Origin of the sequence: Tardiphaga sp. 839_C3_N1_4, from assembly GCF_051811045.1 — a bacterium.
GTDB lineage: Bacteria > Pseudomonadota > Alphaproteobacteria > Rhizobiales > Xanthobacteraceae > Tardiphaga.
This window is the reverse complement of record NZ_JBPWQD010000001.1, coordinates 2,633,449-2,658,750: the sequence shown is the minus strand read 5'-3', so window position 1 is coordinate 2,658,750 and position 25,302 is coordinate 2,633,449. Positions and strand designations below refer to the sequence as shown.

Sequence of the window (25,302 nt, the reverse complement as noted above, 5' to 3'; positions counted from 1 at the left end):
CATCATCGTCACAACGGGAGTTCACATGATCATCTCGCAACACGACGCCTGGCATCTCGCGCAGCGCGCCAGGGACAAGAGCGACCTGGCGGCCAAGCGGCTGTCGGATATGATCGTCGCCGCCTGCATCGAGGAGATCGAGCGCGGCAATGCGAACATCCTTCGTACCCATCGCACTTGCGTCATCAAGGCCTGTCGTCGTGCACACCATTGCACAGGCAGCCGGCCGATCTGTCTTCTGTTTCAACGACGGCGCGTTCTGAATGCAGAGCAGCAGCAAGCGATGCTGGACGAAATGTATTGGCGCGTCTTGGAGGCGCTCGTCGCCAGCGAGGCGGCGTGATGGATTTTTTAACCGGCCTTGCTTCCTGCGGCAGCGTTACCGTGACACCGCGCGTGCGGGCCGGTATTGTCGCCGGCAACAGAGCGCGGCGATGCGCGCTCATAGCCGGGGTTTTGCGACATGCGCGCACTGACGATCACGACGCTTTCTCCTTTGCGCCCGCGCAGCACGGCGCTTGCTGTCATCGCGGTGCTGGCGCTGCTCGATGTCACGCTGCTGGTGGCGCGCGAATTGCCGAGCGTGCCGGTGCTGCAGAAGGTCGGATTCGACACGGAGTCCGCCGGCTTCAAGGCGCGCTTTGCCAACGATGCCGCAGGGAAGGCGGCCTTAAGCAAATTGCCGGCCTATCGCTTCGTCGTGCACAATACGCCGAAGGGTCCGCGCTATCTCTATGCCGATCCCGCCAAATGCATGTGCACCTTCGTCGGCAATCGCGACAATTATCTGAACTATCAGGATATCGTGCGCCGTGGCCTGCCGCAGGCGGATTACGTGGCGCCGGACTACAAGACGCAGGCGAGTGCGCTGCTCTCGGACGATCCGATCGCGTCGGACCAGATCGACTGGCAGCCCGACAGTCTCGCGGATGCGTTCCGGGATTATTACTGATCGCGATCTCTCCCCGCCTGACGAAGCTGGGCTTCGATCGGCGGGGAGAGATCAGAAAATCAGCCGTCGATCTTGCCCGCGATGATCGGGCCGAACAGCTCCCACTTCTCGCCCTTGAAGCGCTGCATCTGCAACTGCTCGATCGGGTAGAAGTCGGTGGCCGAAGTCGAGATCGTCACGCCGGGCAGCAATGTGTCGGGCGCGAATTCCTTGAGGTTGGCTGCTTCCTTCATGATGTTCGCGCGGGTCAGGTTGTCACCGGCCTGCTTGAGCACCTGAACGATAGTCTGCGCCTGGCCATAGCCATAGACGACCGAGCCGTCGCTCCTGTCCATGGTGGGCGCGTATTTGGCGAGGAAAGCGTAGAATTTCTTCATGCCCTCGTCATTGTCCCAGCTGGAATCGGCGCCGTCCTTGGCGTAGTTCGCCGACAGGATGCCCTGGGCGATCTCGTAACCCGCCGGCTTCATCACGCCGCCGACCGAAGAGCCGACATTGCTCTGGATGAAGGTTGGTTTCCAGCTGAGCTCCGCCACTTTCTTGATCGCCTGCGCAGCGAATTTTGGCGTGGTGAAGCTGACAAAGGTGTCGGCATTGGTCGACTTCAGCTTGACGATGTGGGACTCGATGGTCGGCTCCGACACTTCATAGCTTTCCTCGGCGACAATCATCGATGCCGCCTTGGCGCCGAGACCATCCTTCAGACCCTTCAGCATGTCTTTGCCGAAATCATCGTTCTGATACATGACCGCGATCTTGGCGTCGGGCTTTTCCCGCAGCAGATAGGCTGCATAGATCCTGGATTCGCTCTGGTAGGCGGGCTGCCAACCCATGGTCCAGGGGAAGTCCTTGTAGTCGCCGAACTTGGTCGCGCCGGTGGCCACGAACAGCTGCGGCACCTTCTTCGCATTCATGTATTTTTGAATCGCGGAATTCGATGGCGTGCCGAGCGAGCTGGCGATGAACAGCACTTCGTCGGATTCGACGAGCTTGCGTGCCTGCTCCACGGCCTTCGGTGGCGAGTAGCCGTCATCATAGGTGATGTAATTGATCTTGCGGCCGTTGATGCCGCCCTGATCATTGATCATCTTGAAATAGGCTTCTTCCATCTTGCCGATCACGCCATAGGCGGAGGCGGGCCCGCTATAGGGCATGATGTTGCCGATCTTGATCTCGGTGTCGCTGGCGCCGGTGTCGTATTTTTTCTGGGCGAAGGCAGTGCTGCCAAGAGCCGCACTGAGGGCTGCGGCAACCGTGAACGTCATTGCACGCGAGCTGAACGAAGGCATTTCTGATCTCCCTGATCTCTGGATAAAACCGCGCGTATTCTTGTTTTTGTTGAATGCTGCGGCGCGTCGGATTGAATACTTTTCCGCTGCAACTAGCAAGAAAAAGCCCCTCACGACTTTCGTCGTAAGGGGCTGTTTTATTAAGCAGTTTTAATGTTCGAGCGCGCGATTTGTTGCAGTGCAGTTTTGTCGCTGTTCTATCAGCCGTCATGCCCGGGCTTGTCCCGGGCATCCACGTCTTGGTTGCGCTCTAGAAGGGCGTGGATGGCCGGAACAAGTCCGGCCATGACGGAGTGTAAGACGTTCGCTTTTTTGCGGACGTTTACCCGCCGAGCTTGCTGTCGATCGGCGGGCCGAACACGTCCCACTTTTCGCCGGTGAAGCGCATCATGCGCAGCTGCTCGATCGGATAGAAATCGGTCGCCGAGGTGTTGATCTTGACGCCCGGCAGCAGTGTGTCGGTCGTGAAGTCCTTCAGGCTGGCGGCCTGTTTCATGATGTTGGCGCGGGTCAGGTCGTCGCCGGCCTGCTTGAGAACCTGCACCACGGTCTGGGCCTGACCATAGCCATAGAGTGCCGAGCTTTCGGCCTTGTTGGCGAAGGGAGCGTATTTAGCCAGGAAGTCCAGATACTTCTTCATGCCTTCGTCATTGTCCCACTGCGGGTCGAGCGCGTCCTTGGCGTAAGCCAGCGACAACACGCCCTGGGAGTTCTCGATCCCGGCGGGACGCATCACAGCGCCGACGGAGGAGCCGACATTGCTCTGGAAGAACATCGGCTTCCAGCCAATCTCGGCCACCTTCTTGATCGCCTGTGCGGCAAACTTCGGCGTTGAAATCGAGATGAAGATGTCTGCGCCCGAGGCCTTCAGCTTGACGATGTGCGAGTCGATGGTCGGCTCCGACACTTCATAGCTGTCTTCGGCCACGATCATCGAGGCCTTGTCGCCGAGGCCATCCTTGAAGCCCTTCAGCATGTCCTTGCCGAGGTCGTCGTTCTGATAGAACACGGCGATCTTGCCGTTCGGCTTCTCGCTTATCGCATACTGCGCGAAGATGCGGCCTTCGCTCTGATAGGCCGGCTGCCAGCCCATCGTCCATGGCGCGGTCTTGTACTCGCCGAACTTGGTCGCGCCGGTGGCGACGAACAGCTGCGGGATCTTCTTGGCGTTCAGGTATTTCATGATCGCGGTGTTGGAGGGCGTGCCGAGCGGGCCGAACACGAACAGCACCTCGTCGGATTCGACGAGCTTGCGGGTCTGTTCCACGGCCTTGGCGGGCTGTAGGCATCGTCATAGCTGACGAACGAGATCTTGCGGCCATTGATGCCGCCCTGATCGTTGATCATCTTGAAGTAGGCTTCTTCCATCTTCCCGATGATGCCGTAAGCAGATGCGGGTCCGCTGTAGGGGATGATGTTGCCGATCTTGATCTCGGTATCGCTCGCCCCGGTGTCATATTTCTTCTGGGCATTCGCGGAAGTTGAGAAGGCGAGAAACGCAAACGCCGCGCTCGAAAGCGCGGCGGTGCGCAGAAAGTTTCTGCAGTTCATAGGTCCTCAGTGCTTACGTAGTTTGCCTATCAAGCCTTGTGCCAAATAGGCGAGTTGCCTGGCCCCGTTCGGGAGCAGGAAGATGATGATGATCAGGATGACGCCGAACACGGCGCCAGACAGACCCTTCGAAATGTGTTCCGCAATATTCGGAACGAAGACGATGAAGGCCGCGCCGGCGAGCGAGCCGGGAAGCCAGCCGACGCCGCCGACCACCATGCCGAGAAACAGCGCGATGGCGAGCTGGATGGTGTAGCCATCCGGCGCCACGAACTGCACGGCGATGGCGCCGAGACCGCCGGCAACGCCGGTGATCCCTGCGCTGACGCCGAAGGCCAGCGTCTTGTAGAGCGAGACGTCCACGCCCATCGCAGAGGCGGCGATTTCGTTGTCACGGATCGCCATCATGGCCCGGCCGGAGCGCGACTTCAGCAGGTTGACCGAGAGGATGTAGATCAGGATCGTGACCGCGAGGGTGAAGAAGTACAGCCACATGTCCTGCGACACTTTCAGACCCAGCGAGGCCAGGATTTCCGGTGCATCAGGCTTGGTGACGACAAGGCCCTGCACGCCGCCGGTCCAGTGTTCGAATACGCCGAGCTTCAGGAGCTGCGGCATCGCCACCGCGAGGGCGAAGGTCGCCAGCGCGAGGTAGATGCCGGACAGCCGAAGTGCTGGCAGGCCGAACAGGAAGCCGGCGATGAAGCAGACCAGACCAGCCACAGGAAGCGTCAGCGCGTAATTGACGCCGACATGTTCCATGAGGATTGCCGATGTATAGGCGCCGAGGGCGTAGAACGCGCTCTGGCCGAGCGAGAACTGGCCGCTGGCGCCGGTCAGGATGTTCAGTGCGAGAACCGCGATGGCGTAAATCAGCCACATCGTCATCTGGAAGATGATGAAGTTCTTCACGAACAGCGGCGTGACGATGAGCAGCGCCAGGATGATCAGCGATGCCAGTGGACCGAGCGCCATTGCCTTTTTGGGAACGGCGGCGACCACGGGAGCAGTGGAGACGTCTTGAACGGTGCTCATGATCAAACTCGCTTCACGATGGTGCGGCCGAACAGGCCATTGGGCTTGACGACCAGCACGGTGATGATCAGCGCCAGCGCGATGGGCAGCTTCAGCTCGTTACCGACACCCGGGATATAGGTGCCGACGAGGTTCTCGAAGACGCCGACAAGGAACCCGCCAATGACGGCGCCGAGCGGGCTCGTCAGACCGCCGACGACGGCTGCGGCAAATCCGTAGATCAGGACGCCGCCCATCATGTTGGGCTCAAGGAACACCACCGGAGCGATCAGCATGCCGGCGATCGAACCGATCGCGGCTGCCATGCCCCAGCCGAGTGCGATCATCCATGACGTGTTGATACCGACCAGCCGTGCCGATTCAGGCAAGGTGGCGGCGGCACGCATGGCGAGACCGACGCGGGTGTAGCGGAAGAAGATGAACAGCAGGACCAGCAGGATCAGCGTCACGCCGATCATGCCGGCCTGATGCGTTGAGATCAGCTGGCTGCCGAGGAACGGCGACGAGCCGAACGGCGACGGGAACTGCTTGATGGTGAAGTCCCAGGTCAGGCCCGCGACGCTGTTGATGATGGCGAACAGCGCGATGAAGCCGGCGACGTGGGTCAGCACCGGTGCCTTGGCGAGTGGCTTGAACAAAGCCCGCTCGATGACGATGCCGCCGACAAAGGAGAAGATCAGCGTCAGCGCGAAGGCGCCCCAATAGGGAATGCCCCACTGCATCAGCTGCCAGGCGATGAAGGTCGAGAACATCGCCATTTCGCCCTGGGCGAAGTTCAGGTGGTCGATCGCCTGGTAGATCATCACGACCGCGAGCGCCATACAGGCGTAAATCGCGCCGGTGGCGATGCCAGCCAGGACTTGGTTGGTAAAGAGTTCCATATCGTTTCCCCTAAGAGGCGGCCGCCCCCTCAATATCCCAGATACGATTTACGGACGTCTTCATTGTTCGCGATCTCGTCGGCGGTGCCGGACATCACGATGCGTCCTGTTTCGATGACATAGGCCTTGTCGGCGAGTTCGAGCGCAAGCTGTGCGTTCTGTTCGACGACCAGGATCGAGACCTTGTCCTCACGATTGATCTTGCCGAGGATCTTGAACAGATCCCGCACGATCAAGGGCGCAAGGCCGAAGGACGGCTCGTCCAGCAGCATCAGGCGGGGACGCAGCATCAGTGCGCGGGCGACCGCGAGCATCTGCTGTTCACCGCCGGAGAGCGTGCCGGCCTGCTGGGTATGGCGCTGCTTGAGCACCGGGAAGTGGGCATACATGCGCTCGATGTCGTCACCGATCGCCTTGGTGTCCTTGCGGCTGATCGCGCCGAGCTGCAGGTTCTCCTCCACCGTCATGGTGGTGAAGGTGCCGCGGCCCTGCGGAACATGGGCGATGCCCAGCCGCACGATGCTTTCGGTCGACTTGTTGTCGAGCTTCTTGCCCTCGAACTCGATCGAGCCCGTGGAGCGGATCATGTTGCAGATCGACCGCAGCGTGGTGGTCTTGCCGGCACCGTTGGCGCCGAGCAGGGTGGTCAGGCTGCCTTCCTGCAGTTCGAATTCGAGGCCGTGCAGCGCCTGGACCTGGCCGTAATACGCACGCAGGTCTTTTACGTGAAGCATCGCGGTCATGAGTCTTTGTCTCCCAGATAGGCCTTGATCACAGCAGGGTCTTTCTGGACGGCAGCGGGTGTGCCTTCAGCGAGCTTCTTGCCGAAATTCAGCGCGACCACATGGTCGGCGATCGACATCACGAGACCCATGTGATGCTCGACCAGCAGAACCGTCACGCCGCGATCGTCGCGGATGCGGCGGATCAGGTCGCCAAGGATGTAGACTTCCTCGTGGTTGAGACCGCCTGCGGGTTCGTCGAGCAGCAGGATCTTCGGCTCAGCGGCGAGCGCGCGCGCGAGTTCGACGCGTTTCTGGGTGCCGAACGGCAGTCCGCTGACGATCGTATCGGCAACGCCATGCAGATCGAGATAATCAAGGATGTCGTTGACGTCTTTGTTGATCGCAGCTTCGCCTGATCGCACCCATGGCAGCTTCAGCGAGTCGCTGATGATATCGCTGTTGGTGCGCGCATGTTTGCCGACGCGGACATTGTCACGCACGGTCAGGTTCGGAAATAGCGCGACGTTCTGGAAGGTACGGCCGATGCCGATCTCGGAAATCTTGTGGGCCGGACGATTCAGGATCGTCTGGCCGTCCATCAGGATATCGCCCTTGCTCGGCTGGTAGAGCCGGCTAAGGCAATTGAACAGCGTGGTTTTACCTGCGCCGTTCGGTCCGATGAGGCCGAGGATATGACCCTTCTGCATGTCGAACGAGACGCCGTTCAACGCAATGATGCCGCCGAACACGACGCTGACGTCGCGAACCGAAAGCAGCGGCGCCGTCGATGCGACGGGCGCGCGCTCTGCGAGTTGTGCCTGCGTCATGTGCGGCGACCCTCGATCGTCTGCTGCGGCGAAGTTTTCCGCAGGTCACGACGATGAAGGCTGTCAGAGCCCTTCAACAATACGTGCAACTTTCCCTCCTGATTTGATTTTTTTGCTGTCGAGTTTTTTTGATTGTGGCGCAGCTGCTCCCCCGAGCGCCGCTTCGATGTTCCTTACCATCGTCAACAGCCGAGGTCCAATATCGTTGAGCAAGCGCTCTTCCGTGAAACGAAACGCGGGCGCGCCGCAATTAAAGGCATATGGACCGGTGCCGTCATTCAATGTCATCGCGACACCGGCAGCGTGCACATCGTCCTGCCACTCGCCAGCCGAGATGACGAAGCCGTGGCGCGCGACCATTTCGCCTGCGCGTTCGAGGCCGTCGCGCATCTTCGACCAGCGATGTCCGTAGTGTTCGCGGAATTCGCGCAATAATTGGGCGCGTTCTTCCGGCGGCAACGCCCAGAAATACGCGCGGCCCATCGCCGTGGTTGCAATGGGAATGCGCGAGCCGACGTCGAGTTGAACGCCGACGGTGAGACTCGATCTGCTCTGTCCAAAATAGATCATGCTCAACCGATCGCGCGCGCCTACTGCGCAGGCACCGCCGGTCTGCCGCATCAATTCGTCGCGAAACGATTCCGAGAGATGCTTAACGCCCAAGTTCGCAAGTGCAGCATACCCCAGGGCCATAGCTGCTGGCGCGAGCTGATACTTCTCGAAGCGTGGCACAGGTGTAAGGTAGCCCAACTTCGTGAGTGTGTAAGTCAATCGCGAGATGGTTGGCTTCGGCAATTTGGTGCGGGCGGCAATCTCCTGATTGCCGAGAAGCCCGTCATTGGGGCGAAATGCACGCAAGACATCCAGGCCGCGAGCCAATGCGACGACGAAATTGCGATCTGTCGCCACATTCTTCGCTGGACGTTTCATGCTTCCCAAAATTTGGTTTTGTCAGTTTCATACGATTGCACCACGGCCCTCGTTGACAAGGGACGCTCTTCAAAATAACCCTCCGTGTCAAGATGTGGAATTAAATTTCGCAGTGCGAAACTAAGAAAATCAGACCAGTAAACGTAGCCAAGGAGAATGCCGTGAGCGATGTCGTAAAGCTTGAACGTCATGATGAAGTCGCCATCGTCACGATCAACTCTCCCCCTGTAAATGCGCTGAGTGCGGCGGTTCGCCGCGGCATTTTTGAGAACGTCAAAACGGCCGCTGCCGATCCTGCCGTGAAGGCGATCGTCATCGCATGCGCAGGCCGTACCTTCGTTGCTGGCGCCGACATCACTGAATTCGGCAAGCCGCCGCAGTCGCCTGGATTGAGCGAAGTCATTTCGGAAATCGAGAATTGTTCCAAACCGGTGATCGCCGCGATCCATGGCACCGCGCTCGGCGGCGGCCTTGAGCTCACGCTCGGCTGTCATTTCCGTGTGGCGACAAAAGACGCCAAGCTCGGCCTGCCCGAGGTGAAGCTCGGCCTGCTGCCCGGCGCCGGTGGCACGCAGCGCTTGCCGCGCGCGGTCGGTCCGGAGCTCGGCGTCAAGATGGTCGTCACGGGCGATCCGATCAGCGCATCCGAAGCCCTGAAGAACGGTCTGATCGAAGAGATCGTCGAAGGCCCGGCCTCGGGCGCAGAAGCTTTTGCGCGCAAGGTGATTGCCGAGAAGCGTCCGCTGCGTCTGCTGCGCAATGACGATTCCAAGCTCGCCGCCGCGCGCGCCGATCGCACCATCTTCACCAATGCGGCTGCAGCCGCCAACAAGAAGAACCGCGGCATGAACGCGCCGTTGGCCTGCGCCGAAGCTGTGAGCTGGACGCTCGATGTGCCATTCGATGAGGCGCTCAAGAAGGAGCGCGAGATGTTCCTCAAGCTGGTCGCCGACGATCAGTCGAAGGCGCAGCGTTACGCGTTCTTCTCAGAACGAGAAGCTGCCAAGGTTCAGAACGTGCCGGAAGGCGTCAAGCCGCGTCCGGTCGAGCGCGTCGCCATCATCGGCGCCGGCACCATGGGCGGCGGCATTGCGATGTCCTTCGCCAATGCCGGTATTCCCGTCACGCTGATCGAGACCGGCGAGGAGCAGCTCAAGCGTGGTCTCGGTATCATGCAGAAGAACTATGAGGCGACTGCAGCGCGTGGCGGCATTCCTGCCGACGCGCCGGCCAAGCGCATGGCACTGATCAACGGTGTCGTCGGTCTCGAAAACGTCAAGGACGTCGATCTGGTGATCGAAGCCGTGTTCGAAACCATGGCGATCAAGAAGGAAGTGTTCACCGCGCTGGATGCCTATGCCAAGCCGGGCGCCATCCTCGCCAGCAACACCTCGTATCTGAACATCGACGAGATCGCGGCTGTCACCAAGCGACCGCAGGACGTGCTCGGCATGCACTTTTTCTCGCCGGCCAATGTCATGAAGCTGTGCGAAATCGTTCGCGCCGACAAGACGGCTCCGGATGCGCTGGTCACTGCTGTCGCCGTCGCGCGCAAGATCGCCAAGGTCCCGGCCGTGGTCGGCGTCTCCGACGGCTTCGTCGGCAACCGCATGCTGGCGGCCCGCTCCAAGCAGTCCGAGAAGCTGTTGTTTGAAGGCGCGCTGCCGCAGCAGGTCGATGCCGTCGTCACCAAGTTCGGCATGCCGATGGGTCCGTTCGCCATGGGCGATCTCGCCGGCCTCGATATCGGTTGGCGCTCGCGCAAGGATCGCGGCATCACCTCGCCGATCGCCGACGCGCTGTGCGAAGCCGGTCGCTTCGGCCAGAAGACCGGCAAGGGCTACTACAAGTATGAAGCCGGCTCCCGCGCGCCGGTGCCGGATCCGGACGTCGAGAAGCTCATCGACGATACCTGCCGGAGCCTGGGCCTGACCCGTCGCGCGGTCAGCGATCAGGAAATCCTGGAACGTATGATGTATCCGATGATCAACGAGGGTGCCCGCATCCTCGAAGAGAAGGTCGCATCGCGTCCGAGCGATATCGACGTGATCTGGCTCTATGGCTATGGCTGGCCGATCTATCGTGGCGGCCCGATGTTCTATGCCGATCAGGTCGGCCTCAAGCAGATCGTCGAGCGCCTGCAGTTCTACGCCAAGCAGACCAACGATCCGTCGCTGGAGCCGGCCGCGCTGCTGAAGAAGCTCGCCGATGAAGGCAAGACCTTCGCGTCGCTGGCGAAGGCTGGTTGATCGAGATGATACGGACGCTGCCTGTTCTTCTCCCCCTTGTGGGGAGGAGACATTGGCATTGTGCCTTCCCTACGTAAGCAGGCTACTCAATGACCCATCCCGGCGAGCAGCATTACCCACCCGGTGTCACTTGGGACGCACCCATTGCACGCGGCACGCTGCCGGGCTTGCTGGCGAACGCGGCCGCTCGCTATGGCGACCGCACCGCCATCGAATTTCGTGATCAGCCAATCTCGTTCAACGACCTGCAGGCGCGCGTCGATGTTATTGCCGCCGCGCTGATGCGCGCCGGCTACGGCAAAGGCTCCTCCATCGGCATCTTCCTTGGCAATACGCCGGATCATCCGGTCCACTTCTTCGGTGGCCTCAAGGCCGGCGCGCGTCTCGTGCATCTGTCGCCGCTCGATGGCGAGATCGCGCTGTCGCACAAGCTGAAAGACTCCGGCGCACGCGTGCTCGTGACGAGCAACCTTGCGGCGTTGCTGCCGATGGCGCTGAAGTTTCTCGACAAGGGCCTGCTCGATAGGTTGATCGTCTGTGAAGACGACGACTGGGGCGCGGTGAACAATCCGCAGCTGCCGCTACCGGAAAATCCCGCGATCGTCACCTTCCGCAATTTCACCGCGGGCGCGACACCGCCGGCGCAGTGGCCGGAGATTTCGCCGGATGACGTCGCGCTGCTGCAATATACCGGCGGCACCACCGGCTTGCCGAAAGGCGCGATGCTCAGCCACGGCAATCTCACCTCGGCGGTCTCGATCTATAATATGTGGGGCGCGCCGGCGCGGGCCAAGCGCAATCGGATCGAGCGCGTCATCTGCGTGCTGCCGCTGTTTCATATCTATGCGCTGACGGTGATCCTGCTGAGCCGTATCAGCCTCGGCGACATCATCTCGCTGCATCAGCGTTTCGATGTCAGCCGCGTGCTCGACGATATCGAGAAGAAGAAAGCCACTGTATTTCCTGGCGTGCCCACCATGTGGATCGCCATCGCCGGCGATCCGTCGCTGGAAACGCGCGATCTGTCGTCGCTGGCCTCGGCGGCCTCCGGCGGCGCCCCACTGCCGGACGAGGTGGCACGTCTGTTCGAACGCAAGACCGGCCTGTCGCTGAAGAGCGGCTGGGGCATGACCGAAACCTGCTCGCCCGGCACCAGCCATCCGCCAGGTGGCCTCGACAAGCCGGGATCGATCGGCCTGATGCTACCGGGGATCGAGATTGACGTGGTGTCACTCGATGACCCGACCAGGGTGCTCGGCGTCAACGAAACCGGCGAAATCCGCATCAAGGGGCCGAACGTCACCAAAGGCTACTGGAACCGCGCGCAGGAGAGTGCCGAGTCATTTGTCGGCGATCGCTTCCTCACCGGCGATATCGGCTATATGGACGAAGACGGCTTCTTCTATCTGGTCGATCGCAAGAAGGACATGATCATCTCCGGCGGATTCAACGTCTATCCGCAGATGATCGAGCAGGCGATTTACGAACACCCCTCTGTACAGGAAGTGATCGTGATCGGTGTCGTCGATCAATATCGCGGCGAAGCGGCCAAGGCCTTCATCAAGCTGCGTAATGGCGCAGCGCCGTTTACCATCGAAGAGTTGCGCGCATTTCTCGCCGGCAAGCTCGGCAAGCATGAACTGCCGGCGATGGTCGAATTCGTCGACGATTTGCCGCGCACTGCGGTCGGAAAACTGTCGCGTCACGCCTTGCGTGGCCTGCAACCCACGCCCATCATGAATCAACAAACCGCCTCCGGAGGATCTCGCCCATGACCGAAGCCGTTATCGTTTCCACCGCCCGTACGCCGATCGGCAAGGCCTTTCGCGGCGCATTGAACGCCACCGAAGGCGCAACGCTGCTCGGCCATGCGATCGAGCATGCCGTCAAGCGCGCCGGCATCGATCCCAAGGAAGTCGAAGATGTGGTGATGGGCGCAGCCCTGCAGCAGGGCGCGACCGGCGGCAATATCGCACGCAAGGCGCTGCTGCGCGCTGGCCTGCCGGTCACGGTTGGCGGCACCACCATCGATCGCCAGTGCGCGTCGGGTCTGCAGGCGATTGCGCTGGCCGCGCGTTCGGTGATCTTCGACGGCGTCGAGATCGCGGTTGGCGGCGGCGGCGAGTCGATCTCGCTGGTGCAGAACGAGCACGCCAACAAGTTCCACACCGTCGATCCCGAACTGATGAAGATCAAGGGCGACGTCTATATGCCGATGCTTGACACCGCCGAGACGGTGGCCAAGCGCTACAACATCTCGCGCGAACGCCAGGACGAGTATTCGCTGGAGAGCCAGCGCCGCACCGCAGCCGCGCAGCAGGGCGGCAAGTTCAACGACGAACTGGCGCCAATCGCGACCAAGATGGGCGTCGTCGACAAGGCGACCGGCGAAGTCTCGTTCAAGGACATCACGCTGTCGAAGGATGAAGGTCCGCGTCCGGAAACCACCGCGGAAGGTCTCGCCGGCCTGAAGGCTGTGCGCGGCGACGGCTTCACCATCACCGCCGGCAATGCCTCGCAGCTCTCGGACGGCGCCAGCGCCACCGTGATCATGAGCGACAAGCTTGCTGCGCAGAAGGGCCTCAAGCCGCTCGGCATCTTCCGCGGCTTCGTTTCCGCCGGCTGCGAGCCGGACGAAATGGGCATCGGTCCGGTGTTCGCCGTGCCGCGCCTCTTGAAGCGTCATGGCCTCAAGATCGAGGACATCGATCTCTGGGAGCTCAATGAAGCCTTCGCCGTGCAGGTTCTGTACTGCCGCGACAAGCTCGGCATCGATCCGGAGAAGCTCAACGTCAATGGCGGCGCGATCTCGGTCGGCCATCCCTATGGCATGTCGGGCGCACGTCTCGCCGGTCACGCGCTGATCGAAGGCCGCCGCCGCAAGGCGAAATATGCCGTCGTCACTATGTGCGTCGGCGGCGGCATGGGCTCCGCCGGCCTGCTCGAAATCGTTCACTAATTACAAATCTGCTCACAAGGAGGATCCGATGGATCTGAGCTTCAGCAAAGAAGAAACAGCATTCCGCGACGAGGTGCGCACCTTTTTCCGCGAAAGCCTCGACCCGGCGGTGCGCAAGAAGCTGCAGGAAGGTCATCACACCAGCAAGGACGACCTGGTGAACTGGCAGCGCACGCTCAACAAGAAGGGCTGGGCCGTCCCGCATTGGCCGCAGGAATATGGCGGCACTGGCTGGAGCGCGGCGAAGCAGTACATCTTCCTGGAAGAATTGCAGAAGACCCCCGCGCCGCCGCCACTGCCGTTCGGCGTCAACATGGTCGGCCCGGTGATCTACACTTTTGGCAATGAGCAGCAGAAGAAGCACTTCCTGCCGCGCATCGCCAATATGGACGACTGGTGGTGCCAGGGTTTCTCGGAGCCGGGTTCGGGTTCGGATTTGGCGTCGCTGAAGACCACGGCGAAGAAGAAGGGCGATACCTATATCGTCAACGGCCAGAAGACCTGGACCACGCTCGCGCAGCATGCCGACTGGATCTTCTGCCTTTGCCGCACCGACCCCGATGCGAAGAAGCAGTCGGGCATCTCCTTCATCCTCATCGACATGAAGTCGAAGGGCATCACCGTTCGCCCGATCCAGACCATCGATGGCGGCGTCGAAGTCAACGAAGTGTTCTTCGATGAGGTCGTGGTGCCGGCCGAGAATCTCGTCGGTGAAGAGAACAAGGGCTGGGACTACGCCAAATTCCTGCTCGGCAACGAGCGCGTCAACATCGCGCGCGTCGGCATGTCGAAGGAACGCATCCGCCGCATCAAGGAGCTGGCGTCCAGCGTGATGTCCGGTGACAAGCCGCTGATCGAGGATCCGCAGTTCCGCCAGAAGCTCGCGGCTACCGAGATCGAGCTCAAGGCGCTCGAACTGACGCAGATGCGCGTCGTCGCGGCCGAAGGCAAGCACGGCAAGGGCAAGCCGGATCCGGCCTCCTCGATCCTCAAGATCAAGGGTTCGGAAATCCAGCAGACGCTCACCGAGCTGCTGCTCGAAGTCACTGGCCCGTTCGCACTGCCGTTCATGCCGGAAGGCGAGGGGCAGAACGAGGAGGGCGACTGGGCCTCGCCGATCGCGCCGACCTATTTCAACTACCGCAAGGTGTCGATCTATGGCGGCTCCAACGAGATCCAGCGCAACATCATCGCGAAAGCGGTGCTGGGGCTGTGATTTCTTCCTTCTCCCCGCTTGCGGGGAGAAGGTGGTCCGATTGCGCGTAGCGCATTCGGACCGGATGAGGGGGAGCCTCCGCCGGCTCGGTGCCCGCGGATAGTCCCCCTCACCCGAAGGCTCCGCTTCGCTCGCCTTCGACCTCTCCCCGCAAGCGGGGAGAGGTTAGGGAGCTCAAACACATTCACACGCGCGTTACGCGCGATCCGAGAGAGAAAGACCATGGATTTTGATTTGTCGGAGGAGCAACGCCTCCTCAAGGACAGCGTCGACGGCCTGCTGAAATCGTCTTACGACTTCGAGGTCCGCAAGAAGTACCGCGCTGAGAAGGGCGGCTGGAGCCGCGATGTCTGGGGCAAGTTCGCCGAACAGGGTCTGCTCGGTCTGCCGTTCTCGGAAGACGACGGCGGCTTCGGCGCCGGTCCGATCGAGACCATGATCGTGATGGAAGCACTGGGTCGCAATCTCGTCGTCGAGCCCTATCTCGACACGGTGGTGCTCGGCGGCGGCTTCCTGCGCCGTGGCTCGGCCGAACAGCGCGCCGCGCATCTGCCAGGCGTGATCGACGGTTCGAAGACGCTGGCCTTCGCGCAGGTCGAGCGCGACTCGCGCTACGATCTCGGTGACGTCGTGACATCGGCGAAGAAGAGCGGTTCGGGCTATGTGCTGTCCGGCGAAAAGTTCGTCGTCGGTCACGGCGACACTGCCGATACGCTGATCGTCACCGCGCGCACCGCTGGTGGCCAGCGCGATGCCAAGGGCGTCGGTGTGTTCCTGGTGCCGGCCAATGCCAAGGGCGTCGACATCAAGGGCTATGAGACGCAGGATGGCAGCCGCGCCGCCGATATCAAGCTGAACAATGTCGAGGTCGGCGCTGACGCCGCGATCGGCAATGCCGAGGATGGCTTGTCGATTGTCAATCAGGTCGTCGATGACGCCCGCATCGCACTGTGTGCCGAAGCGGTCGGCGCGATGGAAGAGGCACTGAAGATCTCCGTCGAATACATCAAGGAGCGGAAGCAGTTCGGCGTCGCCATCGGCTCGTTCCAGGCGCTGCAGCATCGTGCGGCCGACATGTTCACCGCGCTGGAAACCGCGCGCAGCATGTCGTTCCTGGCCTCGATGGCATCGAGCTTCACCGATCTCGACGAACGCACCAAGACGGTCGCCGCTGCCAAGGTGCAGATCGGCCGCTCCGCGCGCTTCGTTGGCCAGGGCGGCGTGCAGCTGCATGGCGGCGTCGGCGTGACCATGGAGTACAAGATCGGCCACTACTTCAAGCGGCTGACCATGATCGAGCAGCAGTTCGGCGATGCCGATTATCACCTGCGCCGCGTCGCGCAGGCGGGCGGGATCACGGAGTAGGGCTTGCCTGCTAACCTCTCCCCGCTTGCGGGGAGAGGTCGTCACTTACATGCGAAGCATGTGAGTGACGGGTGAGGGGGGCTCTCCATACGCTCCGAGCTCGCTGAGAGTCCCCCTCACCCGTTGCGGACTTCGTCCACGCCACCCTCTCCCCGCAAGCGGGGCGAGGGCACCGCGCGCCGCCGCCACTTCAATCAACAGACAGGAGACCGCCCGTGAAAAATCCCTTCGACCTCACCGGCAAGGTCGCGGTTATCACCGGCTCCAGCCGCGGCATCGGCAAGGCCTCCGCGGAACTGCTGGCGCAGCTCGGTGCCAAGGTTGTCGTGTCCAGCCGCAAGGCCGATGCCTGTCAGGCCGTGGTCGATGGCATCAAGGCCAATGGCGGCGATGCCCATGTCATTCCCTGCAACATCTCGCGCCGCGATGAAGTCGAAGCGCTGATCGACGGCACCGTGAAGCATTACGGCCCGATCGATATTCTGGTCTGCAACGCTGCGGTGAATCCCTATTACGGCCCGCTGCTCGATATTGCGGATGAAGCCTTCGACAAGATCATGGGCTCCAACGTCAAGAGCAACATCTGGCTCTGCGCCAAGGCGATCCCGGCGATGGCCGAGCGCGGCCGCGGCTCCGTGGTGATCATCTCGTCCATCGGCGGCCTGCGCGGCTCGACGGTGATCGGCGCCTATGGTATTTCGAAAGCCGCCGACTTCGCCCTGTGCCGCAGCCTCGCCGGCGAATGGGGACCCAAGGGCGTGCGCGTCAATTGCATCGCGCCGGGTCTGGTGAAGACCGACTTCGCGAAAGCCCTGTGGGAAGACGAGGCCAATCTCAAGCGCCGCACGGCGACTACGCCGCTGCGCCGGATCGGCGAGCCCCATGAGATCGCCGGCGCCGTCGCCTATCTCGGCTCGGATTCCTCCACCTTCATGACCGGCCAGACCATCGTCATCGACGGCGGCGTGACCACGGCGTCGGTGTAATGTCCCGCTTTTCCGCTTCCGGTAGTCTGAAACCGTCGGAAACAAACCGGTAGCCACTTGCCGCCTGCCTCAATCCTTTCCCGTTTTTTAACATTTCGGGCGCACGGATAGCCGCAGCTGGAGAGTTCCCGTGCGGCAGACGGATATCGCGATCATTGGTGGCGGCCTCGCCGGGTCGACGGCTGCGGCGATACTCGGTCGCGCCGGTGTGTCTGCGATACTGATCGAGCCGCATCAGGTCCATCCGCCCGAACTCCGCTGTGAGAAGATCAGCGGCGGCGTCCAGCTTGAACGGCTGCGCAAGACAGGTCTTGTCGATGCGGTGCTCGGCGCCGCCACCCATGACGACGAGATCTGGATCGCGCGTTTCGGGCGCGTGATTGACAAGCGCCCGAGCCAGCAGCACGGCTTTCTCTACGACACGCTGGTCAACACCGTGCGTGGCCAGATCCCGTCATCTGTCGAGACCATTCACGCCAAGGCGACGTCGATCGCCACATCCGATGATCGCCAGACCATCGGCCTGTCCAATGGCGAGGAGATTTCTGCGCGCCTCGTCATTCTCGCCAATGGCGGCAGCGTCAGCCTGCGCAATCAGCTCAATATCGGCCGCCCGGTCATCTCGGCCAATCATTCGATCTCGGTCGGCTTCGATATTGCGCCGGTCGGTCGCGACCGCTTTGCATTTCCCGCGCTGACTTATTTCGCGGAAACCACGGTTCATCGCACCGCCTATGTCACGCTGTTCCCGATCGGCGACACGATGCGCGGCAACCTGTTCGTCTATCGCGAGACTGACGATCCCTGGATTCGCCAGATGCGCCGGACGCCGGAGGCGGCGCTTGACGCCTGTCTGCCGAAGCTGCGTGCGCTGATCGGTGACTACAAGATATCCGGCGATATCAGGATCCGCCCCATCGATCTCTATGAGAGCGACAATGTGGTCCAGCCGGGTGTCGTGCTGGTGGGCGATGCGTTTGCGTCGCCATGCCCCGGCAGCGGCTGCGGCACCGACAAGGTGTTCACGGATGTCGCGCAGCTTTGCAGCGTGCACATCCCGAACTGGCTCGCGACCGATGGCATGGGCGCCGACAAGATCGCGCAATATTACGCCGATCCTCTGAAGCTGGAATGCGACGCCTGGGCCACCGGCAAGGCGTTCAAGCTGCGCTCAGTCACTGTCGAGAATTCGCTGTATTGGCGCGCGCAGCGCTGGGCACGTTTCTTCGGCCGGCTCGGCGAGGGCATGGTGCGGCGGGCCCGCGAGACGCTGCCGCGCGAACTGGCGATGGTCGCGTCCGCTCTGGTCATGATGATCGACTCGGCGACCTGACCGCCGCCGCTTGACGCGCTTGCGCTAATCCGGTTGCCTGCCCCTCCCAACACAACGCGACCACAATCTTTCGGGAAGAAACGCCTATGTCTTTCGTGATGGCCATCGATCAGGGCACCACATCCTCGCGCGCGATGATCTTCCGCGCCGACATCTCGATCGCGGCCTCCGCGCAGCAGGAATTCCCGCAGCATTTCCCGGCCTCCGGCTGGGTCGAGCATGAGCCCGAGGATATCTGGACCTCGACGCTGGCCGTTTGCCGCGAGGCGATGACGAAGGCTGGCGTGACCGCGAAGGATATTGCCGCCATCGGTATCACCAATCAGCGCGAGACGGTGGTGGTGTGGGATCGCGTGACCGGCCAGGCCGTGCACCGCGCCATCGTCTGGCAGGACCGCCGCACGGCCGAGATCTGCGCGCAGATGAAGGCCGACGGCCAAGAGCCGTTGATCACGCAAAAGACCGGCCTGATCATCGACCCGTATTTTTCCGGAACGAAAGTGGCGTGGATTCTCGATCATGTCCCCGGTGCGCGCGACCGCGCCGAGCGCGGCGAATTGCTGTTTGGCACCGTCGATTGCTATCTGCTGTGGCGGCTGACGGCGGGAAAAGTGCATGCCACCGACGCCACCAATGCCTCGCGCACGCAGTTGTTCAACATTCACACCGGCGAATGGGATGACGAACTGCTGAAGCTGCTGCGCGTGCCCAAGGCGATGCTGCCCAGGGTACAGGACTCCTCGTCGGATTTTGGCAGCACCGATCTGTTCGGCGGCACGATCATTATCGGTGGCATTGCCGGCGATCAGCAGGCGGCGACCATCGGGCAGGCCTGTTTCGCGCCCGGCATGATCAAGTCCACCTACGGCACCGGCTGCTTTGCACTGCTCAATACCGGCACGACGCCGGTGCAATCGAAGAACAAGCTGCTCACCACGGTTGCCTATCAGCTCAATGGCGTGCGGACCTATGCGCTGGAAGGTTCGATCTTCGTTGCCGGCTCCGCCGTGCAGTGGCTGCGCGACGGGCTCGGCATCATCAAGAGCGCTGCCGAAAGCGGTCCGCTCGCCGACCAGAACGATTCCTCGCAGTCGGTCTATCTGGTACCGGCCTTTGTCGGCCTCGGTGCGCCCTACTGGAATCCCGATGTGCGGGGCGCGCTGTTCGGTCTCACGCGCAACACCGGCCCGGCAGAACTCGCCCATGCCGCGCTGGAGAGCGTCTGCTACCAGACACGGGATCTCTATGCAGCGATGCGCGCCGACTGGCCCGATGTCTCCGCCGCCACCGTGGTGCTGCGCGTCGATGGCGGCATGACAGCATCGGACTGGACCATGCAGCGTCTCGCCGATCTCTTGAACGCGCCGGTCGACCGTCCGATGATTCAGGAAACCACCGCACTGGGCGCCGCCTATCTCGCCGGTCTCACGGCCGGCGTGTTTCCCGAGCCTGCCAAATTCGCCGACAATTGGCGGCTCGAACACCGCTTCAAGCCGGCCATGAGCGAAGCCACACGCACGCGGAAACTAAAGGGCTGGGCGCAGGCGGTGAAGGGCGTATTGGCGAGCGATCCGGGCAAAGATTGAAAATTTGCTCGCGAAACAGAAAGAGCCGCCCGTGCAGGCGGCTCTTCATGATGTTTATGTCAGGTTGATCGCGCCTGTTGTTGTTCGTTAGCGCCAGCCGCGGTGTCGTCCGCGCGACCATCCATAGTGATGGCCGCGTCCGCGGCCCCAGCCGTAGTGATGTCCACGCCCGCCGCGATGCATGCCGTGATGTCCGCCGCCATGGCCACCGCGAACCTGGATGATGTCGCTGGCGGTGCTCGCAGGCGCAAGCCCACCGACCGGCATGGCGTTCGCTGGAAGCATCAAGCCGAGACCCAGGAGCCCCGCCGCCGCTGCCGCGATCATGGTACGTTTCATTTCAACCCTCCAAACGCAAACATTGCGCAGGCAACAAGCTATGGTCATCCGCTTTGTTCCATTGCCAGGCGGTTGAAACGATCATTTCGCGGCAGTCATAAGGAGTAACCGCGAGACGTGTGGTGGGCGCGGATGGCGACAGGTGAAGCTGTCGCTTGTCATTCCCCGGCAAACCTATTGGTTTGCCTGAGGGCGGGGTCTCAGCGAAGCCGAGAGCACGAGCTCTGAGTTTCCACTGTCATTCCGGGGCGCACGAAGCGGCGCAGCCGCGTAGTGCGAACCCGGAATCTCAGAGTGTTTGGCGCAGACCAGAGACTCCCATGCTGAGATTCCGGGTTCGCGTCCGGGCAAGGGCCCGCCGCGCCCCGGAATGACGAGGGTGGGGCGGGCATAGCCGAGGTCAAACATTTTTTCCTATTCTCCGTTGACAACATCCCCACAAGGTTTATATTCCCCTTCGTCCTGCCCCACCGAGAGGGGCGATCGCGATCGTCACGTTCGCGGGGTGGGATGCGGTGGACGCCGGAGATGCGGCGTTACGCGGTTTGGGGGTGACGTCTGTCTTCGGGCAGGACGGATCTGCGCCAGCACTGCCACTGGCAAGGAGACGGCCGACCTTGCGATGGAAAGACCTCTGGACAGTGTGACGGACGACCAAGTCAAAACGCGTCCGGCTTACTCGCTTGAGGCTCCCTGTCCCTCCGCCGTGGGACCATCATTTTGGTGATCGGACCGTTCGCCAAGGCAAAGTGCAAGCAGGCTGAAAAAACACCGTATGCGGAACGTCGGGCACTTTGCTCGGCGCCTCCGAAAGTCCTGATGCACTCACAATTGCGGAAGACCGCATCGCATCAGGCCCAAGGGTGCAACGGGCACCCGGCATTCCGCACGCCCTCTCAAGGGAGGGTGGGAATGCGAAACACGACGGCGCCCCCGCGCCGCAAACAATGGGGGCGATGACGCATGTCTGGAGCACCGTGGCTGTTTGACAGTTGAATCGGACGCAACGTGACGCTCCGTCGTCACCCCACACCCCGCCGTCATGCCCGGCGAATGCCGGGTATCCACGCCTTGGCCGCAAGGGACATAAGACGTGGATGGCCGGGACAAGCCCGGCCATGACGTGGTGGTAGACCTGAGAGCATCGCGAAGCTCGCTTCGCGCCATCCGGCCATGACGTGTGGAGAGAGCGCAGATCATCACCAAGTGGCGCGTCTCAATCAGGACTTATCTACTTCGCTCCGACCTTCTTGCCGCGATACATCAGATGCACCGCGCAGTTACATCCCGGCGGATGGGTCGCGAGTTCGTCATTGGCCGGCGCTGGTACGGCGACCGGCGCAGGCTCGGCACCGGCACCCGGAATGTAGTTCAGCACCGGCGCCAGCCAGCGCTCCACCTCGGTGACGCTCATGTCCTTACGATCAGCATATTCCTCGACCTGATCGCGCTCGATCTTGCCGACGCCGAAATAGTAGCTCTCCGGATGGCTGAAATAGAGCCCGGACACCGACGATCCCGGCCACATGGCGTAGCTTTCGGTGAGTGTCACGCCCGCGGTATTCTCCGCATCGAGCAGTTTGAAGATCGTCGCCTTCTCGGTGTGATCGGGCTGCGCGGGATAGCCGGGAGCAGGGCGGATGCCCTGATATTTCTCCAGGATCAGGTCGTCGGTCGTGATGGCCTCGTCCGGCGCATAGGCCCAGAACTCCTTGCGGACGCGTTCATGCATGCGCTCGGCGAAGGCTTCGGCGAGACGGTCGGCCAGCGCCTTGCACAGGATCGAGGAGTAGTCGTCATTCGCATTCTTGAAGCGGTCGGCGATGATGTCCTCGCCGATACCGGCGGTGACCACGAAGGCGCCGATATAGTCCGGCACGTTCGACGACTCTGGCGCGATGAAGTCGGAGAGCGCAGCGTTGAAGCGACCCTCGCGCTTCTCGAGCTGCTGACGCAGCGTATGCAGCTTTGCGATCTCGGTTGAGCGGGTGTCATCCGCATAGAGGCGGATATCGTCGCCCACGGCATTGGCCGGCCAGAAGCCGATGGTTGCCTTCGCCGTGAACCACTTCTCCTCGACGATCTGCTTGAGCATCTTCTGCGCATCGGCATAGAGCGACGTCGCGACTTCGCCGACCACGCTGTCGGTGAGGATACCGGGGAACCGGCCGGACAGTTCCCAGGTCTGGAAGAACGGCGTCCAGTCGATATAGGCAGCAAGTTCTTCGAGCGAATAATCGCTGAAAGTCCGGATGCCCAGGAAGGTCGGCTTGCGCACCGTCTTGCTGAAGTCCGCGACATGCGCATTGGCGCGCGCTGCGATGAGCGAGAGGCGCTTCTTGTCCTGCTGGGCGCGGAAATGCGCCGCCGAGATCTTCGCGTAATCGGCCCGCACCTCGGCCGCATAGGCGACGCTCTTCTCAGGCGACAGCAGTGACGAGGCAACACCGACGGCGCGGCTGGCATCGTTGACATGCACCACAGCGCCGGCGCGGTAGTTCGGATCGATCTTTACCGCCGTATGGACACGGCTGGTCGTCGCGCCGCCGATCAGCAGCGGCATCTTCAGACCCTGCCGTTCCATCTCGCCGGCCAAAAATGTCATCTCGTCGAGCGACGGCGTGATCAGGCCCGAAAGTCCGATGATGTCGGCGCCTTCGGCCTTGGCGGTATCGATGATCTTCGATGCCGGCACCATGACGCCGAGATCGATGACCTCGAAATTGTTGCACTGGAGCACGATGCCGACAATGTTCTTGCCGATGTCGTGGACGTCACCCTTCACGGTCGCGAGCACAATCTTGCCGGCATTCTTGCGGCCATCGCCGGTGATACCTGCGGCGAGATTGTCGGCCTTCTCCTGCTCCATGAACGGCATCAGGTAGGCCACCGCCTGCTTCATCACGCGGGCCGACTTCACCACCTGCGGCAGGAACATCTTGCCGTCGCCAAAGAGATCGCCGACGATATTCATGCCGGCCATCAGCGGGCCTTCGATGACATGCAGCGGGCGCGCCACGGTCAGGCGCGCGGCTTCGGTGTCCTCGTCGATATATTGGGTGATGCCGTGCACCAGCGCGTGGCTCAACCGCTTCTCCACCGGCCATTCGCGCCAGGTGAGATCCTGTTCCTTCGCCTGCTTGGTCTGGCCGCGGAATTTCTCGGCGAGTTCGAGCAGCCGTTCCGAGGCGCCGGGATCGCGGTTGAGGATGACGTCCTCGCAGACCTGGCGCAGCTCGGGATCGATGTCGTCATAGACGATCATCTGGCCGGCATTGACGATGCCCATGTCCATGCCCGCCTTGATGGCGTGATACAGGAACACCGAGTGCATGGCTTCGCGCACAGGCTCGTTGCCGCGGAACGAGAACGACAGGTTGGAGACGCCGCCGGAAATATGCGCATGCGGCAGGTTCTGGCGGATCCAGCGTGTCGCCTCGATGAAGTCGACGCCGTAATTGTTGTGCTCTTCGAGGCCGGTCGCGATGGCGAAGATGTTCGGATCGAAAATGATGTCTTCCGGCGGGAAGTTCAGCTCTTTGACCAGAATGTCGTAAGCGCGTTTGCAGATCTCGGTCTTGCGCGCGAACGTGTCGGCCTGGCCGACCTCGTCGAATGCCATCACGACCACGGCGGCGCCGTGGCGCTGCGCAATCTTGGCCTCGTGGATGAATTTCTCCACGCCTTCCTTCATCGAGATCGAATTGACGATCGGCTTGCCCTGAACGCATTTCAGGCCGGCTTCGATGACATTGAATTTCGACGAGTCGACCATCACCGGCACGCGGGCGATGTCCGGCTCGGAGGCGACGAGATGGAGGAACTCGACCATCGCCGCTTCGGAATCGAGCAGGCCTTCGTCCATATTGACGTCGATGACCTGCGCGCCGTTCTCGACCTGATCGCGCGCCACTTGCAGCGCGGCGGTGTAGTCGCCGGCGGTGATCAGCTTGCGGAATTTAGCCGAGCCGGTGACGTTGGTGCGCTCGCCGACATTCACGAAGGGAATCGCCGAGGTCAGTTCGAACGGCTCGAGACCTGACAGGCGCAGGAGCGGTGCGATCTCCGGTACAACGCGCGGCTTGTGCGGCGCGACGGCCTTGGCGATGGCCGCGATATGGTCCGGCGTGGTGCCGCAGCAGCCGCCGACCACATTGACGAGGCCGCTGGCGGCGAACTCGCCGATCAGCCCGGCCATGAATTCAGGGCTTTCGTCATACTGGCCGAATTCGTTGGGCAGACCGGCATTCGGATAGGCGCAGACCAGCGTGTCGGCGACGCGGCCGATGTCGGCGATATGCGCGCGCAGGTCTTCGGCGCCGAGGGCGCAGTTGAAGCCGATGGTCGCGGGCCTGGCGTGCTTCACCGAGTTCCAAAACGCTTCGGGCATCTGACCCGACAGCAGGCGTCCGGATTTGTCAGTGATGGTGCCGGAGATCATCACCGGCACGTCGATGCCGCGCGCTTCGCAGATTTCGGCGATGGCATAGAGCGCGGCCTTGGCGTTCAGCGTGTCGAAGATGGTCTCGACCAGCAAGAGATCAGCACCGCCGTCGAGCAAACCGTTGATCTGCTCGCTATAGGCGATGCGCAGATCGTCGAAGGTCACCGCGCGATAGCCGGGATTGGCGACGTCCGGCGAGATCGAGGCGGTGCGGTTGGTGGGCCCGATGGCGCCGGCGACGAAGCGTGGCTTGCCGTCCTCGGCGGCGACCGTGATGGCAGCGTTCTTGGCGAGACGCGCGCCTTCGCGGCTCATCTCATAGGCGATGTCCTGCAGGTCGTAATCGGCCTGTGCGATCGAGGTCGAGGAGAAGGTGTTGGTGGCGACGATATCGGCCCCGGCGCGCAGATATTGCGCGTGGATGTTCTCGATGGCGTCGGCCTGGGTGAGGATCAACAGGTCGTTGTTGCCGCGGAGGTCGCGGTGGAAATCCTTGTAGCGCTCACCGCGGAATGCGGCCTCGTCGAATTGAAGGCCCTGGATCATGGTGCCCATAGCACCGTCGAGCACGAGAATGCGCTCGGCAGCGGCGGCAAGCAGTTCGGTACGCTTCGGCGAAACGGGTACGGTCATGA

At 62.0% G+C, this 25,302-nt stretch carries 18 protein-coding genes and 1 pseudogene; 10 read left to right on the top strand and 9 right to left on the bottom strand.

Annotated features, from left to right (window positions below; genetic code table 11):
- The first annotated feature begins 25 nt into the window (after positions 1-25).
- On the top strand, positions 26-343 hold the full coding sequence (locus tag AB8A38_RS12715) for a hypothetical protein (RefSeq protein WP_175365671.1): 318 nt from the start codon (positions 26-28) through the stop codon (positions 341-343).
- Between the two features lie 120 nt (positions 344-463).
- On the top strand, positions 464-952 hold the full coding sequence (locus tag AB8A38_RS12710) for a hypothetical protein (protein WP_439086213.1): 489 nt from the start codon (positions 464-466) through the stop codon (positions 950-952).
- Between the two features lie 59 nt (positions 953-1,011).
- On the opposite strand, the gene AB8A38_RS12705 is transcribed toward AB8A38_RS12710, so the two are convergent.
- From AB8A38_RS12705 to AB8A38_RS12675, 7 genes and pseudogenes are all read right to left on the bottom strand, one after another.
- Entirely contained in the window at positions 1,012-2,217 is a 1,206-nt protein-coding gene (locus AB8A38_RS12705; protein ID WP_315844350.1) for an ABC transporter substrate-binding protein, read from the bottom strand.
- Between the two features lie 346 nt (positions 2,218-2,563).
- A pseudogene (locus tag AB8A38_RS12700) lies at positions 2,564-3,792 on the bottom strand (ABC transporter substrate-binding protein).
- A gap of 6 nt (positions 3,793-3,798) precedes the next feature.
- Complete coding sequence (locus tag AB8A38_RS12695) at positions 3,799-4,827, bottom strand: branched-chain amino acid ABC transporter permease (RefSeq protein ID WP_439086212.1); 1,029 nt, start codon at positions 4,825-4,827, stop codon at positions 3,799-3,801.
- A gap of 2 nt (positions 4,828-4,829) precedes the next feature.
- On the bottom strand, positions 4,830-5,708 hold the full coding sequence (locus AB8A38_RS12690) for a branched-chain amino acid ABC transporter permease (RefSeq protein ID WP_068731337.1): 879 nt from the start codon (positions 5,706-5,708) through the stop codon (positions 4,830-4,832).
- 29 nt (positions 5,709-5,737) lie between these two features.
- Complete coding sequence (locus tag AB8A38_RS12685; protein ID WP_116663743.1) at positions 5,738-6,451, bottom strand: ABC transporter ATP-binding protein; 714 nt, start codon at positions 6,449-6,451, stop codon at positions 5,738-5,740.
- Positions 6,448-7,260 carry an ABC transporter ATP-binding protein gene (locus tag AB8A38_RS12680; protein ID WP_439086211.1) on the bottom strand — a complete coding sequence of 271 codons (813 nt, stop codon included), beginning with the start codon at positions 7,258-7,260 and terminating at the stop codon, positions 6,448-6,450. The genes AB8A38_RS12685 and AB8A38_RS12680 overlap by 4 nt, the downstream gene beginning before the upstream one ends.
- Before the next feature lie 63 nt (positions 7,261-7,323).
- Entirely contained in the window at positions 7,324-8,190 is an 867-nt protein-coding gene (locus AB8A38_RS12675; RefSeq protein ID WP_315840944.1) for an IclR family transcriptional regulator, read from the bottom strand.
- Between the two features lie 161 nt (positions 8,191-8,351).
- On the opposite strand from AB8A38_RS12675, the gene AB8A38_RS12670 reads away from it, so the two are divergent.
- The 8 genes from AB8A38_RS12670 (at position 8,352) to glpK (ending at position 19,884) form a co-directional block, all read left to right on the top strand.
- Entirely contained in the window at positions 8,352-10,439 is a 2,088-nt protein-coding gene (locus AB8A38_RS12670; protein ID WP_439086210.1) for a 3-hydroxyacyl-CoA dehydrogenase NAD-binding domain-containing protein, read from the top strand.
- An 89-nt stretch (positions 10,440-10,528) separates the two neighbouring features.
- Positions 10,529-12,214, top strand: a complete 1,686-nt coding sequence (pimA, locus tag AB8A38_RS12665; RefSeq protein ID WP_439086209.1) for a dicarboxylate--CoA ligase PimA — start codon at positions 10,529-10,531, stop codon at positions 12,212-12,214.
- On the top strand, positions 12,211-13,398 hold the full coding sequence (locus AB8A38_RS12660) for an acetyl-CoA C-acyltransferase (RefSeq protein WP_439086208.1): 1,188 nt from the start codon (positions 12,211-12,213) through the stop codon (positions 13,396-13,398). The genes pimA and AB8A38_RS12660 overlap by 4 nt, the downstream gene beginning before the upstream one ends.
- A 28-nt stretch (positions 13,399-13,426) precedes the next feature.
- Complete coding sequence (gene pimC / locus AB8A38_RS12655; RefSeq protein ID WP_089261586.1) at positions 13,427-14,614, top strand: pimeloyl-CoA dehydrogenase large subunit; 1,188 nt, start codon at positions 13,427-13,429, stop codon at positions 14,612-14,614.
- A 222-nt stretch (positions 14,615-14,836) separates the two neighbouring features.
- Positions 14,837-15,979 carry a pimeloyl-CoA dehydrogenase small subunit gene (pimD, locus tag AB8A38_RS12650; protein WP_439086207.1) on the top strand — a complete coding sequence of 381 codons (1,143 nt, stop codon included), beginning with the start codon at positions 14,837-14,839 and terminating at the stop codon, positions 15,977-15,979.
- Between the two features lie 215 nt (positions 15,980-16,194).
- The gene (locus tag AB8A38_RS12645) at positions 16,195-16,965 is read left to right on the top strand and encodes an SDR family NAD(P)-dependent oxidoreductase (protein WP_439086206.1); all 771 of its coding nucleotides are present in this window, start codon (positions 16,195-16,197) and stop codon (positions 16,963-16,965) included.
- A gap of 130 nt (positions 16,966-17,095) precedes the next feature.
- Complete coding sequence (locus AB8A38_RS12640; protein ID WP_439086205.1) at positions 17,096-18,298, top strand: FAD-dependent monooxygenase; 1,203 nt, start codon at positions 17,096-17,098, stop codon at positions 18,296-18,298.
- Between the two features lie 86 nt (positions 18,299-18,384).
- A complete protein-coding gene (glpK, locus tag AB8A38_RS12635) occupies positions 18,385-19,884 on the top strand; it encodes a glycerol kinase GlpK (RefSeq protein ID WP_439086204.1) in 1,500 nt (499 codons plus the stop codon).
- 87 nt (positions 19,885-19,971) lie between these two features.
- On the opposite strand, the gene AB8A38_RS12630 is transcribed toward glpK, so the two are convergent.
- The gene (locus AB8A38_RS12630; protein WP_315840952.1) at positions 19,972-20,223 is read right to left on the bottom strand and encodes a hypothetical protein; all 252 of its coding nucleotides are present in this window, start codon (positions 20,221-20,223) and stop codon (positions 19,972-19,974) included.
- A gap of 1,231 nt (positions 20,224-21,454) precedes the next feature.
- On the bottom strand, positions 21,455-25,300 hold the full coding sequence (gene metH / locus AB8A38_RS12625; RefSeq protein WP_439086203.1) for a methionine synthase: 3,846 nt from the start codon (positions 25,298-25,300) through the stop codon (positions 21,455-21,457).
- Between the last annotated feature and the right edge of the window lie 2 nt (positions 25,301-25,302).

Coding starts and splice junctions, on each gene's coding strand:
- AB8A38_RS12715 (WP_175365671.1), top strand. CDS start 26: ATGATCATCTCGCAACACGACGCCTGGCATCTCGCGCAGCGCGCCAGG.
- AB8A38_RS12710 (WP_439086213.1), top strand. CDS start 464: ATGCGCGCACTGACGATCACGACGCTTTCTCCTTTGCGCCCGCGCAGC.
- AB8A38_RS12705 (WP_315844350.1), bottom strand. CDS start 2,217: ATGACGTTCACGGTTGCCGCAGCCCTCAGTGCGGCTCTTGGCAGCACT.
- AB8A38_RS12695 (WP_439086212.1), bottom strand. CDS start 4,827: ATGAGCACCGTTCAAGACGTCTCCACTGCTCCCGTGGTCGCCGCCGTT.
- AB8A38_RS12690 (WP_068731337.1), bottom strand. CDS start 5,708: ATGGAACTCTTTACCAACCAAGTCCTGGCTGGCATCGCCACCGGCGCG.
- AB8A38_RS12685 (WP_116663743.1), bottom strand. CDS start 6,451: ATGACCGCGATGCTTCACGTAAAAGACCTGCGTGCGTATTACGGCCAG.
- AB8A38_RS12680 (WP_439086211.1), bottom strand. CDS start 7,260: ATGACGCAGGCACAACTCGCAGAGCGCGCGCCCGTCGCATCGACGGCG.
- AB8A38_RS12675 (WP_315840944.1), bottom strand. CDS start 8,190: ATGAAACGTCCAGCGAAGAATGTGGCGACAGATCGCAATTTCGTCGTC.
- pimA (WP_439086209.1), top strand. CDS start 10,529: ATGACCCATCCCGGCGAGCAGCATTACCCACCCGGTGTCACTTGGGAC.
- AB8A38_RS12660 (WP_439086208.1), top strand. CDS start 12,211: ATGACCGAAGCCGTTATCGTTTCCACCGCCCGTACGCCGATCGGCAAG.
- pimC (WP_089261586.1), top strand. CDS start 13,427: ATGGATCTGAGCTTCAGCAAAGAAGAAACAGCATTCCGCGACGAGGTG.
- pimD (WP_439086207.1), top strand. CDS start 14,837: ATGGATTTTGATTTGTCGGAGGAGCAACGCCTCCTCAAGGACAGCGTC.
- glpK (WP_439086204.1), top strand. CDS start 18,385: ATGTCTTTCGTGATGGCCATCGATCAGGGCACCACATCCTCGCGCGCG.
- AB8A38_RS12630 (WP_315840952.1), bottom strand. CDS start 20,223: ATGAAACGTACCATGATCGCGGCAGCGGCGGCGGGGCTCCTGGGTCTC.
- metH (WP_439086203.1), bottom strand. CDS start 25,300: ATGACCGTACCCGTTTCGCCGAAGCGTACCGAACTGCTTGCCGCCGCT.